At 62.8% G+C, this 17,381-nt stretch carries 16 protein-coding genes and 1 tRNA gene; 11 read left to right on the forward strand and 6 right to left on the reverse strand.

The window, feature by feature from the left end; genetic code table 11:
• Positions 1-143: 143 nt before the first annotated feature.
• Together FAA86_RS17640 and FAA86_RS17645 are read right to left on the reverse strand one after the other, a co-directional pair.
• On the reverse strand, positions 144-785 hold the full coding sequence (locus tag FAA86_RS17640) for a LysE family translocator (RefSeq protein ID WP_136542452.1): 642 nt from the start codon (positions 783-785) through the stop codon (positions 144-146).
• 183 nt (positions 786-968) lie between these two features.
• Positions 969-4,688 carry a sensor histidine kinase gene (locus FAA86_RS17645; RefSeq protein ID WP_136542453.1) on the reverse strand — a complete coding sequence of 1,240 codons (3,720 nt, stop codon included), beginning with the start codon at positions 4,686-4,688 and terminating at the stop codon, positions 969-971.
• A gap of 247 nt (positions 4,689-4,935) precedes the next feature.
• Between FAA86_RS17645 and FAA86_RS17650 the strand changes: the two genes are divergently transcribed.
• From FAA86_RS17650 to FAA86_RS17660, 3 genes are all read left to right on the forward strand, one after another.
• Entirely contained in the window at positions 4,936-5,376 is a 441-nt protein-coding gene (locus tag FAA86_RS17650) for a phasin (RefSeq protein WP_113459831.1), read from the forward strand.
• Positions 5,377-5,540: 164 nt separating this feature from the next.
• A tRNA-His gene (locus FAA86_RS17655) sits at positions 5,541-5,617 on the forward strand.
• A 175-nt stretch (positions 5,618-5,792) separates the two neighbouring features.
• Complete coding sequence (locus tag FAA86_RS17660) at positions 5,793-6,095, forward strand: PilZ domain-containing protein (protein WP_136542454.1); 303 nt, start codon at positions 5,793-5,795, stop codon at positions 6,093-6,095.
• 188 nt (positions 6,096-6,283) lie between these two features.
• On the opposite strand, the gene FAA86_RS17665 is transcribed toward FAA86_RS17660, so the two are convergent.
• Together FAA86_RS17665 and FAA86_RS17670 are read right to left on the reverse strand one after the other, a co-directional pair.
• The gene (locus FAA86_RS17665; protein WP_136542455.1) at positions 6,284-7,387 is read right to left on the reverse strand and encodes a branched-chain amino acid aminotransferase; all 1,104 of its coding nucleotides are present in this window, start codon (positions 7,385-7,387) and stop codon (positions 6,284-6,286) included.
• Positions 7,388-7,545: 158 nt separating this feature from the next.
• Entirely contained in the window at positions 7,546-8,187 is a 642-nt protein-coding gene (locus FAA86_RS17670; protein ID WP_136542456.1) for a HupE/UreJ family protein, read from the reverse strand.
• Between the two features lie 191 nt (positions 8,188-8,378).
• Between FAA86_RS17670 and FAA86_RS17675 the strand changes: the two genes are divergently transcribed.
• From FAA86_RS17675 to FAA86_RS17685, 3 genes are read left to right on the forward strand one after another with little or no spacing between them, the layout of a single operon-like run.
• Positions 8,379-8,969 (forward strand): HupE/UreJ family protein, encoded by a 591-nt coding sequence (locus FAA86_RS17675; RefSeq protein WP_136542457.1) that lies wholly within the window; start codon positions 8,379-8,381, stop codon positions 8,967-8,969.
• Positions 8,969-9,652, forward strand: coding sequence for a hypothetical protein (locus FAA86_RS17680; RefSeq protein ID WP_136542458.1), 684 nt, complete (start codon positions 8,969-8,971; stop codon positions 9,650-9,652). Before FAA86_RS17675 ends, FAA86_RS17680 begins: the two co-directional genes overlap by 1 nt.
• Positions 9,649-10,233, forward strand: a complete 585-nt coding sequence (locus FAA86_RS17685) for a DUF1007 family protein (RefSeq protein ID WP_136542459.1) — start codon at positions 9,649-9,651, stop codon at positions 10,231-10,233. The genes FAA86_RS17680 and FAA86_RS17685 overlap by 4 nt, the downstream gene beginning before the upstream one ends.
• A gap of 12 nt (positions 10,234-10,245) precedes the next feature.
• Here FAA86_RS17685 and FAA86_RS17690 read toward each other — a convergent pair whose 3' ends face one another.
• Positions 10,246-11,127: a LysR family transcriptional regulator gene (locus tag FAA86_RS17690; RefSeq protein WP_136542460.1), complete on the reverse strand. Its 882-nt coding sequence runs from the start codon at positions 11,125-11,127 to the stop codon at positions 10,246-10,248.
• 104 nt (positions 11,128-11,231) lie between these two features.
• Here FAA86_RS17690 and FAA86_RS17695 point away from each other — a divergent pair, with 104 nt between their 5' ends.
• The 4 genes from FAA86_RS17695 to FAA86_RS17710 all read left to right on the forward strand — a co-directional run bounded on the left by FAA86_RS17695 (position 11,232) and on the right by FAA86_RS17710 (position 15,466).
• Positions 11,232-12,728, forward strand: a complete 1,497-nt coding sequence (locus FAA86_RS17695) for a CoA-acylating methylmalonate-semialdehyde dehydrogenase (RefSeq protein WP_136542461.1) — start codon at positions 11,232-11,234, stop codon at positions 12,726-12,728.
• A 107-nt stretch (positions 12,729-12,835) separates the two neighbouring features.
• The gene (locus tag FAA86_RS17700; protein WP_136542462.1) at positions 12,836-13,228 is read left to right on the forward strand and encodes a GFA family protein; all 393 of its coding nucleotides are present in this window, start codon (positions 12,836-12,838) and stop codon (positions 13,226-13,228) included.
• A 122-nt stretch (positions 13,229-13,350) separates the two neighbouring features.
• Positions 13,351-14,418 carry a YjgN family protein gene (locus FAA86_RS17705; RefSeq protein ID WP_136542463.1) on the forward strand — a complete coding sequence of 356 codons (1,068 nt, stop codon included), beginning with the start codon at positions 13,351-13,353 and terminating at the stop codon, positions 14,416-14,418.
• Positions 14,408-15,466, forward strand: a complete 1,059-nt coding sequence (locus FAA86_RS17710; protein ID WP_136542464.1) for a M48 family metallopeptidase — start codon at positions 14,408-14,410, stop codon at positions 15,464-15,466. Before FAA86_RS17705 ends, FAA86_RS17710 begins: the two co-directional genes overlap by 11 nt.
• Positions 15,467-15,555: 89 nt before the next feature.
• Here FAA86_RS17710 and FAA86_RS17715 read toward each other — a convergent pair whose 3' ends face one another.
• Complete coding sequence (locus FAA86_RS17715; RefSeq protein ID WP_136542465.1) at positions 15,556-16,593, reverse strand: Fe(3+) ABC transporter substrate-binding protein; 1,038 nt, start codon at positions 16,591-16,593, stop codon at positions 15,556-15,558.
• Between the two features lie 171 nt (positions 16,594-16,764).
• Between FAA86_RS17715 and rirA the strand changes: the two genes are divergently transcribed.
• Positions 16,765-17,241, forward strand: a complete 477-nt coding sequence (gene rirA, locus FAA86_RS17720; RefSeq protein ID WP_113459817.1) for an iron-responsive transcriptional regulator RirA — start codon at positions 16,765-16,767, stop codon at positions 17,239-17,241.
• The last annotated feature ends 140 nt before the right edge of the window (positions 17,242-17,381 follow it).

Genomic DNA, 17,381 nt, shown 5'->3' on the forward strand with positions numbered 1-17,381 from the left:
GAGTGCGCCGGAGGAAATGGCAGGGTGGGCTATGCCCGGGCGCGGCAGTGTGGACAAGGTATCAACCCTTGCGAAAGCGGGAATGGCTCTCCTCTAGCCGAAAGCGCCGGCAATGAAAACCTGCACTTGGGGTCACACCTGCCTTACCGGCGCAGGAGCGCGAGGCTTTCACCGATCAGCCTGACACCGAGCGCGCCGATCACGGCGGCTGCCAACCGGTCGACCCAGAGCTTCCCGCTGAGATAGGCCCGCTGCGACCGCGGTGCCGAAAAGGCGATCGCCACCACGGCATACCATCCGGCTTCGATGAGGAAGATCACGGGCGGCAGGGCAAGAATGAGCGCCAGCGGCGGCTCCTGCGGCATGAGAGCCGCGAAGATACTGGCATAGACCACGGCCGTCTTCGGATTGCTGACCTGCGTAACAACACCGAGAAAGAAGGCCCGCAGAACGGAGAGTGCGAACCGGCCGTCTGATGGGCCGACGGACATGGGCTTGCGGGCGCCGCGCCAGATGGCGATGCCGAGATAGACGAGGTAAAGCCCACCGGCACATTTGAGAACGAGATAGAGCCATTCGACCCTTTCGAGAAGGGCGACAAGACCCGCCAGCGCCAGCACCGCGAAAAAGGCTCCGCCAATTCCCATGCCGACGGCCGCCGCAAGCCCATGCAGCCGGCTATTCGCCACGGAGATCCGCGAGACGAGCACAAAGCTCGGCCCTGGGCTCATCGCGCCGATGCCGATCGCGATCATGATCGCCAGTAGAATGCTGATGGTCGCCATGCCGATACCGTCTCCGATTGAACCCGCCGATTGTCAGGCTATCGAGCAGACACTGGCCGTGCAAGCATGCTGCAGACCGTAGAAAGAGCATTTCAATAAGAGACGCTGCCGCGATAGTCGAACCGGTGCCGCCTTCGAAATCACGATGCCACGCGACGCCTGATAGGCGCCGCCCACCTGACCTCAATCGGCCAGCACGCGCGGCGAGGGGAAGGTTACCTCGACCAGGGTGCCTTCGTTCGGCGTCGACGAAATTGCAAACTGCGCCCGGTTCGCATCGACCATGGCCTTGGTGAGCGGCAGGCCGAGGCCCGTGCCGTCACCACGGTTGCGCGGCGTGCCGGTCGAAACCTGGCGGAACGGCTTCATCGCCTGTTCGAGTTCGCTCCGCGACATGCCGATGCCGGTGTCCCTGATCCGGAGCACCACGCTGCCGTTCGGCTCATACGCGGACGATACGATGATCTGCCCGCCGGACGGCGTGAAGCGGATCGCATTGGCGAGGATGTTGAGCACGATCTGCTTGATCGAGCGGCCGTCGGCCACGACATTCGGAACCGCCTGCGACAAAGCGGTGCGGATGATCACGCGCTGGCTGTTTGCCTGCGGCTGCACGATCGCGACAGCCGCCTGCACCATCTCGTTCAGGCCCACCGAGGAGAAGTCGAGCTCCATCTCGCCCGCCTCGATCTTGGAGATGTCGAGGAGGTCGTTGACGATGTCGAGCACATGGCGGCCCGAGCGCACGATATCATGGGCATATTCGCCGTAGCGCGGGTGACCGACAGGACCGAAATGCTCGTTGGCCATCATGTCGGCAAAGCCGATGATCGCGTTGAGCGGCGTGCGGATCTCGTGGCTGACGCGGGCAAGGAAATCGGTCTTGTGGGCATTGGCCGTCTCGGCCGCACGCTTGGCGTTGCGCAGCTCTTCTTCCGTGCGCTTCCACTGGGTGATGTCGCGAATCACGGCGCAATAGCCGTTGGACGAGGCGAGCTTCCCGATCGTCATGAAGAGCGGCAGGAAGCCACCGGAGGCTTCCCGGCCGATGACTTCGCGGCCGTCGTTCAGAACGCTCGCCACGCCATGGCCCGAGAGGCCATTGAGATAGTCGAGGATCGACTTCTGGCTCTCATGGGCAAACAGCATGACGAAAGGCTTGCCGCGCGTTTCCATGTCGTCGAAGTTGAACAGCGCGCTCGCCGCCCGGTTCATCGAGCGGATATCGCCGTCGGAATCCAGAATCACAACGCCATCGGTCGCCGTTTCCAGGATCGAGCGCAGCTCGTCCACTTCGACCTTCAGCCGTGCCAGTTCGCCTGCCGATGCCGATGCCGCGGCTGGTGCCGCAGCGATTTCGCCCATGGGCTCAGCCTGCGTCTCCGGCTGTGCGGCAAGTTCCGGCTGCGCGATCAGCGCCAGCATCAGCGCGCTCGTGTCGTCGAAACGCACCGACTGCAACCGTGCCGTCACCGGCAGCAGGCGATCGTCGGCGCACAGAGCCACGACCTGACCCGCCTCGTCGCCGGGCGTCTCGAGATCGCGGCGCTGGATCAGCGTGTCGAGACCGCCGACTTCTTCGAGCTCGACCAATGTCTTGTAGCCGGTGAGGTTGAAGAATTCCGGATTGGCATGAATCAGACGGTCGCCGACATGAACGAGAAGCGCCACCGGCATCAGATCGACGATGTCGGCCGTCAGGCTGCGTTCCCGCTTGCCCGTGCCGCGTTCATGCCCGGCAATCGGTGCCATCGCCGGCAGAGCAGGCTCTTCGACCGTAACAGGGGCGGGCTCGGACGGCGCCGCGGGGACGACGGCGATCGGTTCTGCCGGTTGAGGCGCTTCGGGTGCCTTCGGCGGCTGAGGCGCCGGTTCGCTGCGCAGCGCCGGCGGCTCCGAAGGCGTCAGCGATTGCTCGACCTTGGCGCGGAGGCCAAGCGGATCGAGCTTGCGCGCGATTTCCTGGAACGCCGCCTGTTCGCCGGGCGTCAGGCTGTCGCGCTGACGGGCGCGGTGGTCCTGCAGTTGCACGACCTTGTCCGGCAGGCTGGGCTTGCGCGGCTCCATCACGCGAAGAACCGGCGGCTCGAAGCCCGGCGTCCGGGAGACCGGGCTGTCGCTGGGGCTTTCCGACGCGGGATTGACGGCCGTCGTGGTCTCTGCCTCGTCGGCATCCTGCGCGTCATCCGCGTCGTCGAGCAAAGCCTCGAGCGTCTGCTCACCCTCTTCCGCGATCTGGTCCTCGACGAAATCCTCCGGCGGATGTGTTTCGCCTTCACTGAGTTCGCTCAGGAATTCCGCGAGCTCCTCTTCGCGATCGCTGTCGCGCAGCACCGGCACATCGGAGACCGCGTCCACGGTTTCCGCCTGATGCACGAAGGTCATGCCGATCGCATCGGGATCCTCGATCGCATCAGCGACACGCACGATGCCGAAGCCACGGAAACCATCGAAGTCGCGGTTGCGGGTATAGGTCGGCAGAGCCGCGAGATCGACGGGTACAACGAGCCGCGTCCCTTCGACGGGCCAGTAGATCGTCTTGCCGGACCACGTATCGCGCTTCTTCAGCAATTCACCGATCTTGCCCTCGGGGTCGAGGTTGAAGAGCGCCGCGAGATCGGAAAAGGCGACGCCATTGATGTCGGCTGCGCGCGGGCCGACGGCCTGAGCGAACTCTGAGGACACCTCGCTGAAGCGGCCCTCGGCATCGATCTTCCAGACGAAGCGCGTGGCACGACGGTTCTGGCTGAACACGAAGGCCTCGGTGTCTGCGATGGCTGACGTCTGCTTGATCTGTGCTGCAGGACGTGACGGCGCGACAGTCTCGGCTGCGTGGACTGCGGGAACCGGATCTGGCTCAGGCTCAGCGACCGGCTCGACGGCAGTGGCCGGTTCGTCCGCCGCCTCTACAGCTGCGTCGTCCACGGTCTCGGACAGGTCATCGCCCTCGCTGTAATCCTCCGATGCCGCTTCCTCGGCATCGTCCAGCTCTTCGAGTTCGTCCGTCGCCGGCACGATTTCCTCGATGTCGCCGAGCGCGGCAATCACGCTCTCGAACGGAGCCGCAGCCGAGGGCAGCTCCTCCGCGTCGAACGCGGTCTCCGGCTCAGGCGTTTCAGCCGTCTGCTGATCGACATCGTCTTCGACCGTGTCGTCGGCGCGCACCGGTTCGGCGATCGCCGTCGGCAGATCCTCGTCCGGCGCATCGGCGAAATCGCCGCTCGGATCCATCTGGCCGAGAATCGTTTCGACGGTGAAGAGGAGATGCAGACCGGGCTCGTCGGCGATCTTTCCGATGGCAGCGGGCAGATAGCCACGGCCCGTCGGGATCGGACGCTTGACCAGCCGGTCGGCATCGGCCTCGACGAGGTTCACCAGCATCCGCGCTGTCTGCGGCGTGATCCCGAGACCGGCAAAACCCTCGGAGCTTGCGATCAGGCCGCCGTCGCCATCAAGCACGGCCATATGCGTATCCGGGTCGTCGAAGCCGCTCATCAGCTCCTGGGCGAGCTGCCTCAGATTGCCGTCGTTGCGTTTCAAGGGCGGCACCGCGAGCAGGATCGCCGGCTCACCCTTGCGGATCTCGATGCAGTCCGCCGTCGCCGTGACCGGCACGTTCTGGAAACCGGAATTGATCCGCAGCATCAGGCTGCGGCTGTCACCGACGGCAGAGAGCTGGCCGGCGACCGTCTCGATCTGGCGGAAGGTGATGTCGCTGCGATTGGGGCCTTCCTCGAGAAAGTCGTAGAGCGAGGCGCTGCCGAAGAAGCGCGCGCCCGCGCCATTGCACCAAAGCACCCGCTCCAGTCCCGGCGCAAACAGCACGAGCGCCTCGCCACGCGCCAGCCGCGGGCGGATGAGGTCGTGCACGGCGACGTCGATGAAGGGATATTGAGCGGGCATTCCTGGACCTGTCGTTTCATGGCCTGCAAGCAAATTAACAGATTTTTAATAGCTAGGCAGTGCCCTTGGGTCCAGAAAGTGGGGAGGCTTTCGATTGATAAGGTTAATCCGGCCGGCTTATCAACATGCGGAAAATCTAATTGTGCGGCGCACAATGATGTTGCAATGCACAATAGGCGGTGTTATATAAGCTTCATGAGTGAAACACGAGGGGTCGTTCAGATCCCGTAACGAGAGGAAATGCACCATGAATGCCAAGGATATGTTCTCTTTCTCGACCTTCGATCCGTCCAAGATGCAGGAAAGCTTCCGTGACTTCGCCGAAAAGGGCGCCGCCCAGTCCAAGGAAGCCTATGCCAAGATGAAGGCTGCGACCGAAGAAGCCACCAAGACCATGGAATCGACCGTACAGACGGCTCAGGCCGGCACGGTTGAACTCGGTCTCAAGGCCATCGACGCGATGCGCACCAATGCCGACCTTTCGCTGTCCCACATGGAAGCGCTCCTCGGCGTGAAGTCGGTTGCCGAACTCGTCGAGCTGCAGACCGCTTTCATCCGCAAGCAGGCGGAAGTGACCATCGAGCAGGCCAAGGCCATGCAGGAAACGGCCAAGAAGGTTGCCGAAACCGTTGCCAAGCCGGGCAAGGAAGCAGCCGAAAAGGCAATGTCCTCGCTGAAGGTCGCCTGATCGCCTGACGCGATACGAAAAATCCTCCCAAGGATAGTGGGCCGGGCATCAAGCCCGGCCTTTTCTATGAACCAGGCCTTTTCACAGGATGCGCAGAAAGGGCTTGAAAAAAAATCCGTCTGCTCGTATGTGACCCCTCAACGGCGTCAGCGACGCGGTCATGTGCGGTTGTAGCTCAGTTGGTTAGAGCGCAGGTTTGTGGCACCTGAGGTCAGTGGTTCAACTCCACTCAACCGTACCATTTCTTCCCCCTCCCAAAGAATGTCCTCGTGACGGTCACCGGCTGCGTCATCGTGCCGTCCAGATAGATCAAATGCGACCGATTCCGTTTACCCGAATGCAAGGCTTTCAACAGTCTCGCCTTTCGTCCGCGCGCGTTTGCTGATCTGGTCGCGCCATCCGAACGGAGGTTCTTGATGGAGCGACGAAACGAAATCCGGCAGGCCTGTGAGCTGAGCTCGCTGGTGCTGATGTTCGGCTGCCATTTTCGCGGCCTGATTTCGGACTGGAGCCCCAAGGGACTGAAGCTCGAACTGACAGAAAGCCTGATGCTCGCCGACCGCGAAGCCTTCGTCCTGCATTGCGAGCGCTTCGGTGTGCTTCATGCCGAGGTCATCTGGCGAAGGGGTGTCGAAATCGGCGCGCGTATCCACAACTGGAGAACCGCTGCCGTCAGCAGCCGCATACGTCCCTATCTTGCGCAGTCCGCAAATTACTGAAGGCGCCCGCCGCACCGGTCACGGGTTGCAGAGCGGACAATAGCTCGGATCGGCGAGCGCGCCGGCAGAAAGCGCATGCTTCTCCTCCGCGTCACAGGAAACGCAGCCGAACACATCATGGCGGGGCAGAAAAAAGCCCCGCCATGCTGCCATGACGGGGCCTGAGGATCATTCCGAAAGCCGCCGCATCAGGCGCGGGTTACTTCCTTCACCCAGCCATGGGTATCAGCGACATATCCGCGCTGGATGCCGGTCAGCTGGTTGCGCAGCTTTTCGGTCTCGATGCCGGTGCCGGCATTGCCGATGACAAACTCGCCGCCGGGATGGCGAACGGTCCCGATGGCAGCGACGACGGCAGCCGTGCCGCAGGCGAAGGCCTCACGCAGCTTGCCGCTGCGCGCATCCGCCATCCATTCATCGAACGAGTAGGGACGCTCGATGACCTTGAGGCCGTTTTCATTCGCAAGCTGGATGATCGAGTTGCGCGTGATGCCCGGCAGGATTGTGCCCGAAAGCGGCGGCGTGACGACGGTATTGTCGTCCATCACGAAGAAGACGTTCATGCCGCCCAGCTCTTCGATCCACTTGTGCTCGGCTGCATCAAGGAAGACGACCTGGTCGCAGCCGCGGCTCGCCGCTTCCTTCTGGGCGAGAAGGCTTGCCGCATAATTGCCGCCGCACTTGGCAGCGCCCGTGCCGCCCGGTGCCGCGCGGGTGTAATGCTCGCTGACCCACAGTGTCACCGGCTTGCTGCCGCCCTTGAAGTAGGGCCCGACAGGCGAGGCGATGACGCAGAAGACATATTCGCGCGAGGGGCGAACGCCGAGAAAGGCTTCGCTGGCAAACATGAAGGGGCGCAGATAGAGGCTGCCTTCGCCTTCCGGCACCCACTTGGCATCGATCTTCACCAGCTCTTCGACAGCCTTGAGGAAAAGTTCTTCCGGCACGTCCGGCATCGCCATGCGCTCGGCCGACTTGTTGAAGCGGCGGGCATTTTCTTCCGGTCGGAAGAGGGTGATACGACCGTCGGCGCCCTTATAGGCCTTCATGCCCTCGAAGATTTCCTGGGCATAGTGCAGCACGCTTGCGGCCGGATCGACCTGGAACGGCTTGCGGGCCGAAACCTCCGGGCTGTGCCAGCCCTTGTCGACATGCCAGTGCACCACCGCCATGTGGTCGGTGAACAGCGTTCCGAAGCCCAGGTTTTCGAAGGCCTGCAGCCGCTCGGCTTCGGGCATGGGCGAGGCATTCGGAACGATCTGGAAGTCGAGGAGTGCGGTATTCGTGGTCATGGAGAGCCTGTGCCTGAGCTGTTCACGGTTGCGCGGGCCGCGCCGATGAAGGCGGTCGCGGCCGGTGCCGTGGTTTGTGCGGTTTGCTCAGGGTTTGTCAACAGAAACCATGCGATCGCGATGCAGCAAAACGCTTGTGTCGCAGGGCGTCAGCCCATTTAGGCCGCCGCTGGAGCCAACAGAAACCAGAGGCCTGCCAGCGCAATCGCCGCACCGAGGCCCTGAACCAGTCTGCCGCCGGCGATCGGCTTCAGCGCCGCGCCGATCGCAATCCCGACCACATGGATAACACCTGTCGACACCACGAATCCCACGGTGAAGGCTGCGGGATCGGTGGCGCGGGGTGCGAGAACGCCATGCGGAATGCCGTGCAGGATGGCGAAGATCGAAATCAGCAGAAGCGCTACCCATTCCGGCGCCTTCCAATTGGCCGCGATCACGCCGCCGAGCGCCAGCACGGAGAGCGCGATGCCGACCTGAACGATATCCGTCGGCAGGATGCCGAGCATTCCCAGGACGCCGCCGACGCACATGATCATCGGGAAGGTTGCCGGCAGCGTCCAGACGGTCCGGCCCCCGATCTGGGCACCCCAGAGGCCGACGGCGAGCATGGCAAGGAAATGGTCAGGCCCGGCGAGCGGGTGGCCGAACCCCGAGCCGAAGCCGCCAAGCGGACCATCCATGACATGCGCATTGGCCGCCGAGGGCAGGAGAAGGAGGCCGAGGGACAGGCCCGCGAAAAGACGAGAGGCACCGCTTGCCAGGGCGCGCAAAAAGGGGAAATGAGAAGGGCGCGCCATATTCGCTGCTCCGGCTCTAGCTGCATTGGTCCTCGGCACGAAGAACCAACGACAGGGCGGCCTCCGCGCGAACACTTTCCCATCTACAGTCTCACACGATTCGGATATAGTCAGGCCGAGCCGCGTCGCATGACGCACGGCGTGATCCTCTTGCACCCAAGCCGGGTCATCATCGCGTTTCGGAGAAACCCATGTCGCTCAACCGACTGACACCTCTTCTCGGCCTTGCCGTTCTGGCAATGGCCTTGCCCACCGCAGCTGAAGCGCATGTTGTGGCGGGTGAGGGAGGTGGCTTTCTTCATGGTTTCGAGCATCCGCTGTCGGGGCTCGACCACATGCTGGCCATGTTCTGCGTCGGCCTCTGGGGCGCGCAAATGGGCGGTCGTTCGGTCTGGAGCCTGCCGATCGCCTTTCCGCTGATCATGGTCGTCGGCGGAATGATGGGGATCGCAGGCGTTCCTCTCCCGGCTGTCGAAAGCGGTATCGCCCTTTCGATCATCGTCCTTGGAGCCGCAATCGCCTTCCTCTGGCGCCCGCCGGAATGGCTGGCCGTGGCTGTGATCGGTGTCTTCGCGATCTTCCATGGCTATGCCCATGGCGCGGAACTGCCCGGTGCGGCTGATCCCGCCTCCTACGCGCTCGGCTTTGTGGTCGCAACCGGCCTCATCCATCTCGCTGGCATTGCCGTCGGTCTTGGCTTCCAGCGCATCCAGGGCGGGCAGATGGCAAGAGCGCTCGGCGGATTGATCGGCCTCGGCGGCGTCTACTTCCTCGTCGCCTGATGCCGCTATCTGCAATACGCCTGCTTTCGCTGCTGCCACTTCTGGCAGGCGCGGTTGCCGGCGCTCTGTTCCTGTTGCCCGGATTGTCGGACGGCACATCGGCCTATGCCGCCATCGCGAGCGTCGAGGTCCTGCTTCCGCTCGTCGGGCTTGGCGTGTTGCTCGGGCAGCTACCGGGACGTTGGGCCATGGCGAGTATGCTCTGCATGGTCCTCGGGAACCTCGCAGGCTTCTGGTATCGCGAAACGGTCTATGGCTGGATGGCGCCCGTGCCCGGTGCAGCACCCCATCTCTTTCTCGCCGGCCCGATCGCCTGCGCGCTGGTGGGGTTCGCGCTCATCCTCTCACCGAGGTTCCGGCCTGTCGTCTGCCTTCCCGTCTTTGCTCTCGCAGGCATAGCCCTTGCGACCGCAACGCGGCTTGGCGATCCCGTGCTCTTCGCAGAGCACTATCGGTGGAGCGCACCCCTCCTGCAGGCCCTGACCATTCTCTCGATTGCCTGGCCGGCATCTCAGATCCAAAATACCGGCTTCACCATCGCCACTCGGATCGGCGGAAGCTGGATGCTGGCCGTTGCTCTCCTCTACGGCGGAGCTTTCCTCGCCGGGCGTGAGACTCAGCTGGCACCGCCAGACTTTCCACCCCTGCCTCCATCGTTTGCGTCGGAGGCGCTGGTTCGGTGAAGCCGAGTTGCCTTTTTTTCCCGCTTGCTCTTTTGATGCTCGCCGCACCGGCCGCGGCCCATCCGGATGTTGCAGCCTCGGCGCGCCTTGTCTTTCAGCTCGACGGAAACCGCCTGACCGGTCTCACCCAGATCCTCGGTTTCGATCAGGCCACCAGCCGCCGGCTGACCGCACGCTTCGACAAGGACCAGGACGGCACCCTTTCTGATGCGGAGCGCGCGGCACTCACCCGCGAACTGGGCGACCGCCTCTCGTCCCGGGACTTTTTCCTGGAGGCAAGACTCGGACCCGAGGCCGTGAAGCTGCCACCTGCGGCCTCGGTCCGTGTCGATCTCGCAACCGGCCAGGTTACGATTGCGGCGGACTATCGCTGGCCAACTGCACTACCGCTGAATGGCCAGTCGCTCTCGCTGATGCTGCGCGATCGCGACTTCACGATTGCCTTCCGCTTCGACCCGGAACGCCCCGCCGTCCTCTCCGGCACGCCCGGCGACTGCGAGGTCTCCGTCGCCCCGGAACCGAGCGAGGCCTATTTCGGCGGTCTCGTCATCCCGGAGATCCTGCGTCTTACTTGCCGGTGAGACGACCAAGTGTCAGGCGAAGATCGCCCGATCCTGCTCGACAGCATCCTGCAGAAACTGCACGACCGCCCGCACCCGCACGAGTTCGCGCGCGCTCTCATGAAAGGTCGTCCAATAGGCCCGCCGGATCGTCACCTCGGGCAGGACACGCACCAGACTTTCGTGCTGCCGGGCAATATAGCTGTGCAGGATCCCAATGCCGGCGCCGGCCAGCACCGCCTCAGTCTGGCCGATCGCCGAGGAGATCTCGAAGCCGGCATTCCAGTCGCGCATCACCTCGCCGGTATAGTTCAGCGACGGCGTGAAGATCAGGTCTTCGACATAGCCGATCCGGCGGTGGCCCTTCAGCTCGTCCGGTGTCGTCGGCAGTCCCCTGGCTTCGGCATAGCTCTTGGAGGCGTAGAGGCCGAGCGTATAGTCCACGAGCTTAGATGACACGAGCCGTCCCTGATCCGGCCGCTCGAGCGTCACCGCGATATCCGCCTCGCGCTGCGACAGGGAAAAGGAGCGCGGCACCGGCACGAGCTGGATCTTCAGTTCCGGATGCCGCTCGATCAGCGCGCCCAAGCGCGAGGCGAGAAAGAAGACGCCGAACCCGTCGGGCGCGCCGATCCGGACGGTGCCCGCAACCTGCGTGTCCGTCCGCCCGAGCCGCGCCTGCACCTCCAGCATCTCGGTTTCCATCCGCTCCGCCGAGGCGAGAAAGGCCTCGCCCTCGGCGGTCAGTTCGCAGCCATTCGTGCGGCGGATGAAGAGCCGCGTCTTCAGCGCCGTTTCCAGCGCCGTCAGCCGCCGCGAAAGCGTGGCGTGGTTCAGGCCCAGACGTCTTGAGGCGGCCAGAATCTGGCCCGTGCGCGCGACGGCGAGGAATATGCGAACGTCATCCCAGTTCATAGATGCCCTTGTGTCGAAATGTGCACAACGGATGCGTAAATCATCGCGTTGATTTGTGCAAATCAAAGCGCATACTGCCTCCATAACAATCTAGGAGGATACCCATGTATCAGGTAGGTCATTTCATCGGCGGCAAGCATGTCGCCGGCACCTCGGGTCGCAAGCAGCCGATCTACAACCCGGCAACCGGCGAAGTGCAGGGCGAGGTTTCGCTGGCAAGCGCCGAGGAACTGAACGCGGCCGTCGAGAACGCGAAGTCGGCCCAGGCCAAGTGGGCCGCCACCAATCCGCAGCGCCGCGCCCGCGTCTTCATGAAGTTCGTCCAGCTCCTGAACGACAACATGGACAGCCTCGCCGAGACCCTGTCGCGCGAACACGGCAAGACGATCGAAGACGCCAAGGGCGATATCGTCCGCGGCCTCGAAGTCTGCGAATTTGTCATCGGCATCCCGCATCTGTCGAAGAGCGAGTTCACCGAAGGGGCTGGCCCGAACATCGACATGTATTCGATCCGCCAGGCTGTCGGCATCGGCGCCGGCATCACACCGTTCAACTTCCCCGCCATGATCCCGATGTGGATGTTTGCGCCGGCGATTGCCTGCGGCAACGCCTTCATCCTGAAGCCTTCGGAGCGTGACCCGTCCGTTCCGATCCGCCTTGCCGAACTGATGATCGAGGCAGGTCTGCCTGCCGGTATCCTCAACGTCGTCAATGGCGACAAGTCGGCCGTCGACGGCATCCTCACCCATCCGGATATCTCCGCCGTCTCCTTCGTCGGCTCGACCCCGATCGCCCGCTATGTCTATGGAACGGCTGCGATGAACGGCAAGCGCGCCCAGTGCTTCGGCGGCGCCAAGAACCACATGATCATCATGCCCGATGCCGACCTCGACCAGGCCGCCCAGGCGCTGATGGGTGCCGGTTACGGTTCTGCCGGCGAGCGCTGCATGGCGATCTCGGTTGCCGTTCCGGTCGGCGAGGAAACCGCCAACCGTCTGATCGAAAAGCTGACCCCGATGGTCGAATCCTTGCGCATCGGACCGTATACCGATGACAAGGCCGACATGGGCCCCGTCGTCACCAAGGAAGCCCAGGCCCGCATCAAGTCGCTGATCGACAGCGGTGTCGAAGCCGGCGCCAAGCTCGTGGTCGACGGCCGCGACTTCAAGCTGCAGGGCTATGAGAACGGCTACTTCGTCGGCGGTTGCCTCTTCGACCATGTCACGTCGGACATGGACATCTACAAGACCGAAATCTTCGGTCCGGTCCTCTCGGTCGTTCGCGCCAAGACCTATGAGGAGGCCCTCGACCTGCCGATGAAGCATGAGTATGGCAATGGCGTTGCGATCTATACCCGCGACGGCGATGCCGCCCGTGACTTCGCCAGCCGCATCAACATCGGCATGGTCGGCATCAACGTGCCGATCCCGGTTCCGCTCGCCTACCACTCCTTCGGTGGCTGGAAGTCCTCCTCCTTCGGCGACCTCAACCAGCATGGCACGGACTCGATCAAGTTCTGGACCCGCACCAAGACGGTCACCAGCCGTTGGCCGTCGGGTATCAAGGACGGTGCCGAATTCGTCATGCCGACGATGAAGTAAGCGTACCACCCGTTCGATCACTTTCGCGCCACTCCGTCGTAAGACGGGGTGGCGTTCTCTTGTCAGCCTGTTGCCACTTGATAGCTTTGCTGTCGGGAGGGCTGAGGATGCCGAAGAAGAAGATCCATACAGGCGGTTGCCTCTGCGGAGCGATCCGCTTCGAAGCCGATGCGCCGGCTGCCAAACCACACACCTGTTCCTGCAAGATGTGCCAGCGCCACACCGGCAGCCTGACGGCCAGCTGGGTCGAATTCCCGCGCGATGCCGTCCGCTGGATCGGGCCTTCAGGCGAGCCTTCCACCTGGCGCTCATCAGATATCTCGTCGCGCGCCTTTTGCAGCACTTGCGGCTCCTCGCTCGGCGCCATCGATGACCATCCCACGGTCGCACTCCTGCTGGGGAGCTTCGATCGCACAAGCGCTGCCGATCTCAAGCCCGCCTATCACTCCTACAAGGGTGGGCGGCCGAAATGGTGGTGCATCGAAATCCCCGACATCTGAGACCCAAAGCGGACATCCGGAGTGTCGGAGCGCACTTGAGTGTGAGGGTGTCTCATGATCAATGTTCGGGCGCATCGCGGGGGATAGCGACGCAAACGATTTGATTTCATGAGGGACATTTCATGCAACAGGCAGTTTTCGGCCGGGCGGATGCATTGCGGCGCGGCGAGTTTCGCGGCAGCGCCGGCGAGTATTTCGGCATCTGGATCGTCAACATCCTGCTGACCATCATCACGGTCGGCATTTACTCGGCTTGGGCCAAGGTCCGCCGCAATCGCTATTTCTACGGCAACACCTTCGTTGACGGGCATTCCTTCGACTATCACGCCCGCGGTCTGCAGATCTTCATCGGCCGCGCCATCGTCTTCGGCTACATCGTCGCCTACAACCTGCTTCTGACCTTCAGCCCGATCATCGGCGGTATCCTGGCGCTATTGATGCTGGTCCTCCTGCCGTGGATCGTCATGCGCAGCCTGCGCTTCAACGCGCGCGTCACGAGCTACCGCAACATCCGCTTCGATTTCGTCGGCAAGACCGGTGGCGCCTTCTTCGCGATCATCGTCGGCGGTCTCGTGTCCTTCTTTTCGCTCGGCATTCTCGCCCCCTTCGCCAGCCGCTGGCTTTATCGCTACATCTTCAACAACCTGCGCTATGGCGACCGCGCATTCGAAACGGATCCGAAGATCGGCGCACTCTACCGCGTCTGGCTGCCTGCCTTTCTGCTGATGCTGGTCGGCGCTGCCGTGGCGGGGGTCCTTGGCATGGCGGCCTATTACGGTGCAGTTGAAGGTGCTGACACCAGCATGGATCCGGAAGCGCAATTGGTGCTGAGCATCTATGGAGCGCTGATCCCGGCCCTGGTGCTCTGGAGTGTTGCCGCGATCTTCTATCGTATCGGTGTGCGAAACGTGGTGATGAATTCGGCGCGCTTCGACCGCCGTCACAGCCTCTTCTCCGATCTTGGCCGGCTTCGCTATTTCTGGATCGTCATCTCCAACCTCGTCGTCACCGTGCTCACCCTCAGCCTGATGCGCCCCTGGGCCGCGGTTCGCGAGCACCGCTACGTGATCGAGCATTCCGGCATCGTGGTCGATGGTGAGCTCGATGATGTGGTATCCTCGATGCAGGCTTCCGGCTCTGCCGTGACGGCGGAATATCTCGATCTCGAAGGGTTCGACTTTGGCTTCTGACGACAAGCGCATCGCCGCCGGTCGCTGGCATCCCCCCGGCTCCAGCCGGGCGGAGCCGGCCCTTCTCCTGAGCGAGGGCAAGACGCTCTATGTGCGGCTGGCCGCCGGTGGCGATCCGGTTTCTGTCGGAGACATGGCCCGGACGGAGATCTCCGCCCGGGTCGGCCGCATTCCGCGACGGGTCGGTTTCGCCGACGGCTCGCTGTTCGAGACCGAAGACAACGACGCCATCGATCTCTTCCTGAAGAGACATGGGAAAACCGGCTTCGTGCACGAGCTCGAACGCTTTCACCCCCGGCTGCTGGCCTTCGTGGTCGCCGTCTTTCTGCTGGCCGGCATGATCTATCGCTATGCGGTGCCGGCGCTTGTGGAAGTCGCGGTTCTGGTGACGCCACCCGCTGTCACCCAGTGGATGGCGAGCGGCACGCTTCTCTCGCTGGACCAGGCGATCTTCAGCGAGACCCGCCTGCCGGAGGCACGGCAGACCGAGATCCGTCAGGCCTTCAACGAGATTGCGGCGCTCTCGTCCCGGGGCGTCGCCGGCTATAATCTCAATTTCCGGCAGGGCGGAGCGATCGGCCCCAATGCTTTTGCGCTGCCCGATGGCACGCTCGTCATCACCGACGAACTGATTGAACTGGCCGACGGCGACATGGATATGATCACCGGCGTTCTCGCCCACGAGATCGGCCATGTGGAGGAGGAGCACTCGCTTCGCCAGCTTTACCGCGCGGCCGGCATGGCGGGCCTGATCATGTTGATCGCCGGCGATGTCGGAGCCGCCGGCGAGGATATCCTGACCAATGGTGCAGCACTCATGTCGCTCTCGCATTCGCGCGACGCGGAAAACGAGGCAGATCGTATATCGGTCGAACTGATGGCCAAGGCCGGGCGCGATCCGCGCGCGATCGGCCGTTTCTTTGCGCGCCTGGAGGAAAAGCTCGGCCTCGGCGGCGATTCGTCCTTCCTCTCCACGCATCCCGGCACGGCCGAGCGTCGCAAGGCGATCGACGATCACGCCCGGGCAATCGGCGCCGGCGGGACCTGAACGTCCCGGCACAATCGAAGACAACCCCAAACGAATGAAGGGGCGGTCATGGACCGCCCCTTCTGCATTCTGCTTAGACCAGCCGCAACTTACTGCGTCGGGCCTTCGTTCAGGCCGACCTTGTCCACCAGTTCGGACGCGACCTTGCGGTTGGCGGCGATGTCGGTGAGCGGCAGCGTGTCCGGCTTGATCGCGCCGAAGCCTGCAACGATCTCGGAAGCCTTCGCATTCGGACCGACCGGATATTCGAAGACCTGCTCGGCATAGATGGTCTGGGCTTCATCCGAAGCCAGGAATTCCATCAGCTTGACGGCGTTGTCCTTGTTCGGGGAATTCTTGGCCAGCGCCATGCCGGAGATGTTCACATGCGTGCCGCGGTCGGCAGCGTTCGGGAAGAGAACCTTGACCGACTTGGCCCATTCCTTCTCTTCCGGCTCCTTCTCGTTCGTCTGCATCAGGCCGAGGTAATAGGTGTTGGCCAGACCGAGATCGCATTCGCCGGCATAGATCGCCTTGGCCTGGGCGCGGTCGTTACCATCGGGCTTCTTGACAAGGTTCTGCTTCAGGCCGGCGAGCCACTTCTCGGTGTATTCGGCACCGTGATGCGCGACCATCGAGGCGAAGAGACCGATATTGTAGGAGTGCTGGCCGTCACGCATGCAGATGCGGCCCTTCCACTTCGGATCGGCAAGCTCTTCATAGGTGATGGCATCTTCGGAGACGCGATCCTTGGAGGCATAAAGCACGCGGCCACGGGTCGTCAGGCCGAACCAGTTGCCATCGGTATCGCGATACTGCGCCGGGATCTGCTTGTTGATGTCTTCATCGTTGAGCGGCTGGGTGACGCCGCCATCCTTGGCTTCCGTCAGACGGGCGATGTCGACGGTCAGGATGACGTCGGCCGGCGAGTTTGCGCCTTCGGCCGTGATGCGCTCGACCAGACCCTTGTCGAGGAAAAGCACGTTCGTCTTGATGCCGGTTTCCTTCGTAAAGGCGTCCATCAGCGGCTGGATCAGTTCCGGCTGGCGGTAGGAATAGATGTTCACTTCGCCGTCGGCGAGCGCCGATGTGGCCGACAGGGCCAAAACGGATACGGCGCCGAGTGCGATGCTACGAATGGATGTCATGATAGGCCTCCCTCTTGCAGATTGTTGAGGCGCATATTCATGAATCCGGATAAGCTGTCAATTGGAGTCGACTTTAATCACAGACACGTGAGTTCAGAACTTGAGTATTTTGGAATTGTTCAAAACTGCAAAAGGCGCTATATAAGCCTCAACAAAACAGAGGAATCGTGCATGCGTTTGACAAAGCAGACAAATTACGCCGTGCGCATGCTGATGTATTGCGCAGCCAACAATGACCAGTTGAGCCGGATCCCCGAGATCGCCAAGGCTTACGGCGTCTCCGAACTCTTCCTGTTCAAGATCCTGCAGCCGCTCAACAAGGCCGGTCTGGTGGAGACGGTGCGTGGTCGCAATGGTGGCGTGCGCCTCGGCCGTCCTGCCGAGAAGATCACCCTGTTCGATGTGGTGAAGGTCACGGAAGACAGCTTCGCCATGGCGGAGTGCTTCGAGGACGACGGTGACGTCGAATGCCCGCTGATCGACAGCTGCGGCCTGAATTCGGCGCTGCGCAAGGCGCTCAATGCCTTCTTCGACGTGCTCTCCGAATACACGATCGACGATCTGGTCAAGGCCCGCCCGCAGATCAACTTCCTGCTCGGCATCGACGACCTGCAGCCGCGCCGTGTTGCAGCCGCACCGGCTGCCTGAGCAGCACCTGACAGAACGACTTGACGAACCCGCCGCAAGGCGGGTTTTTCGTTGGCGAATAACCGCTTGGCGCCCCGCTTGCGTCCCTCCGCCGCTATGCTACGCTTACGTTCACGGCAATTTAAGTCTGCTTAATGTAG

Source organism: Rhizobium rosettiformans W3 (genome assembly GCF_004912135.1).
Taxonomy (GTDB): domain Bacteria; phylum Pseudomonadota; class Alphaproteobacteria; order Rhizobiales; family Rhizobiaceae; genus Allorhizobium; species Allorhizobium rosettiformans.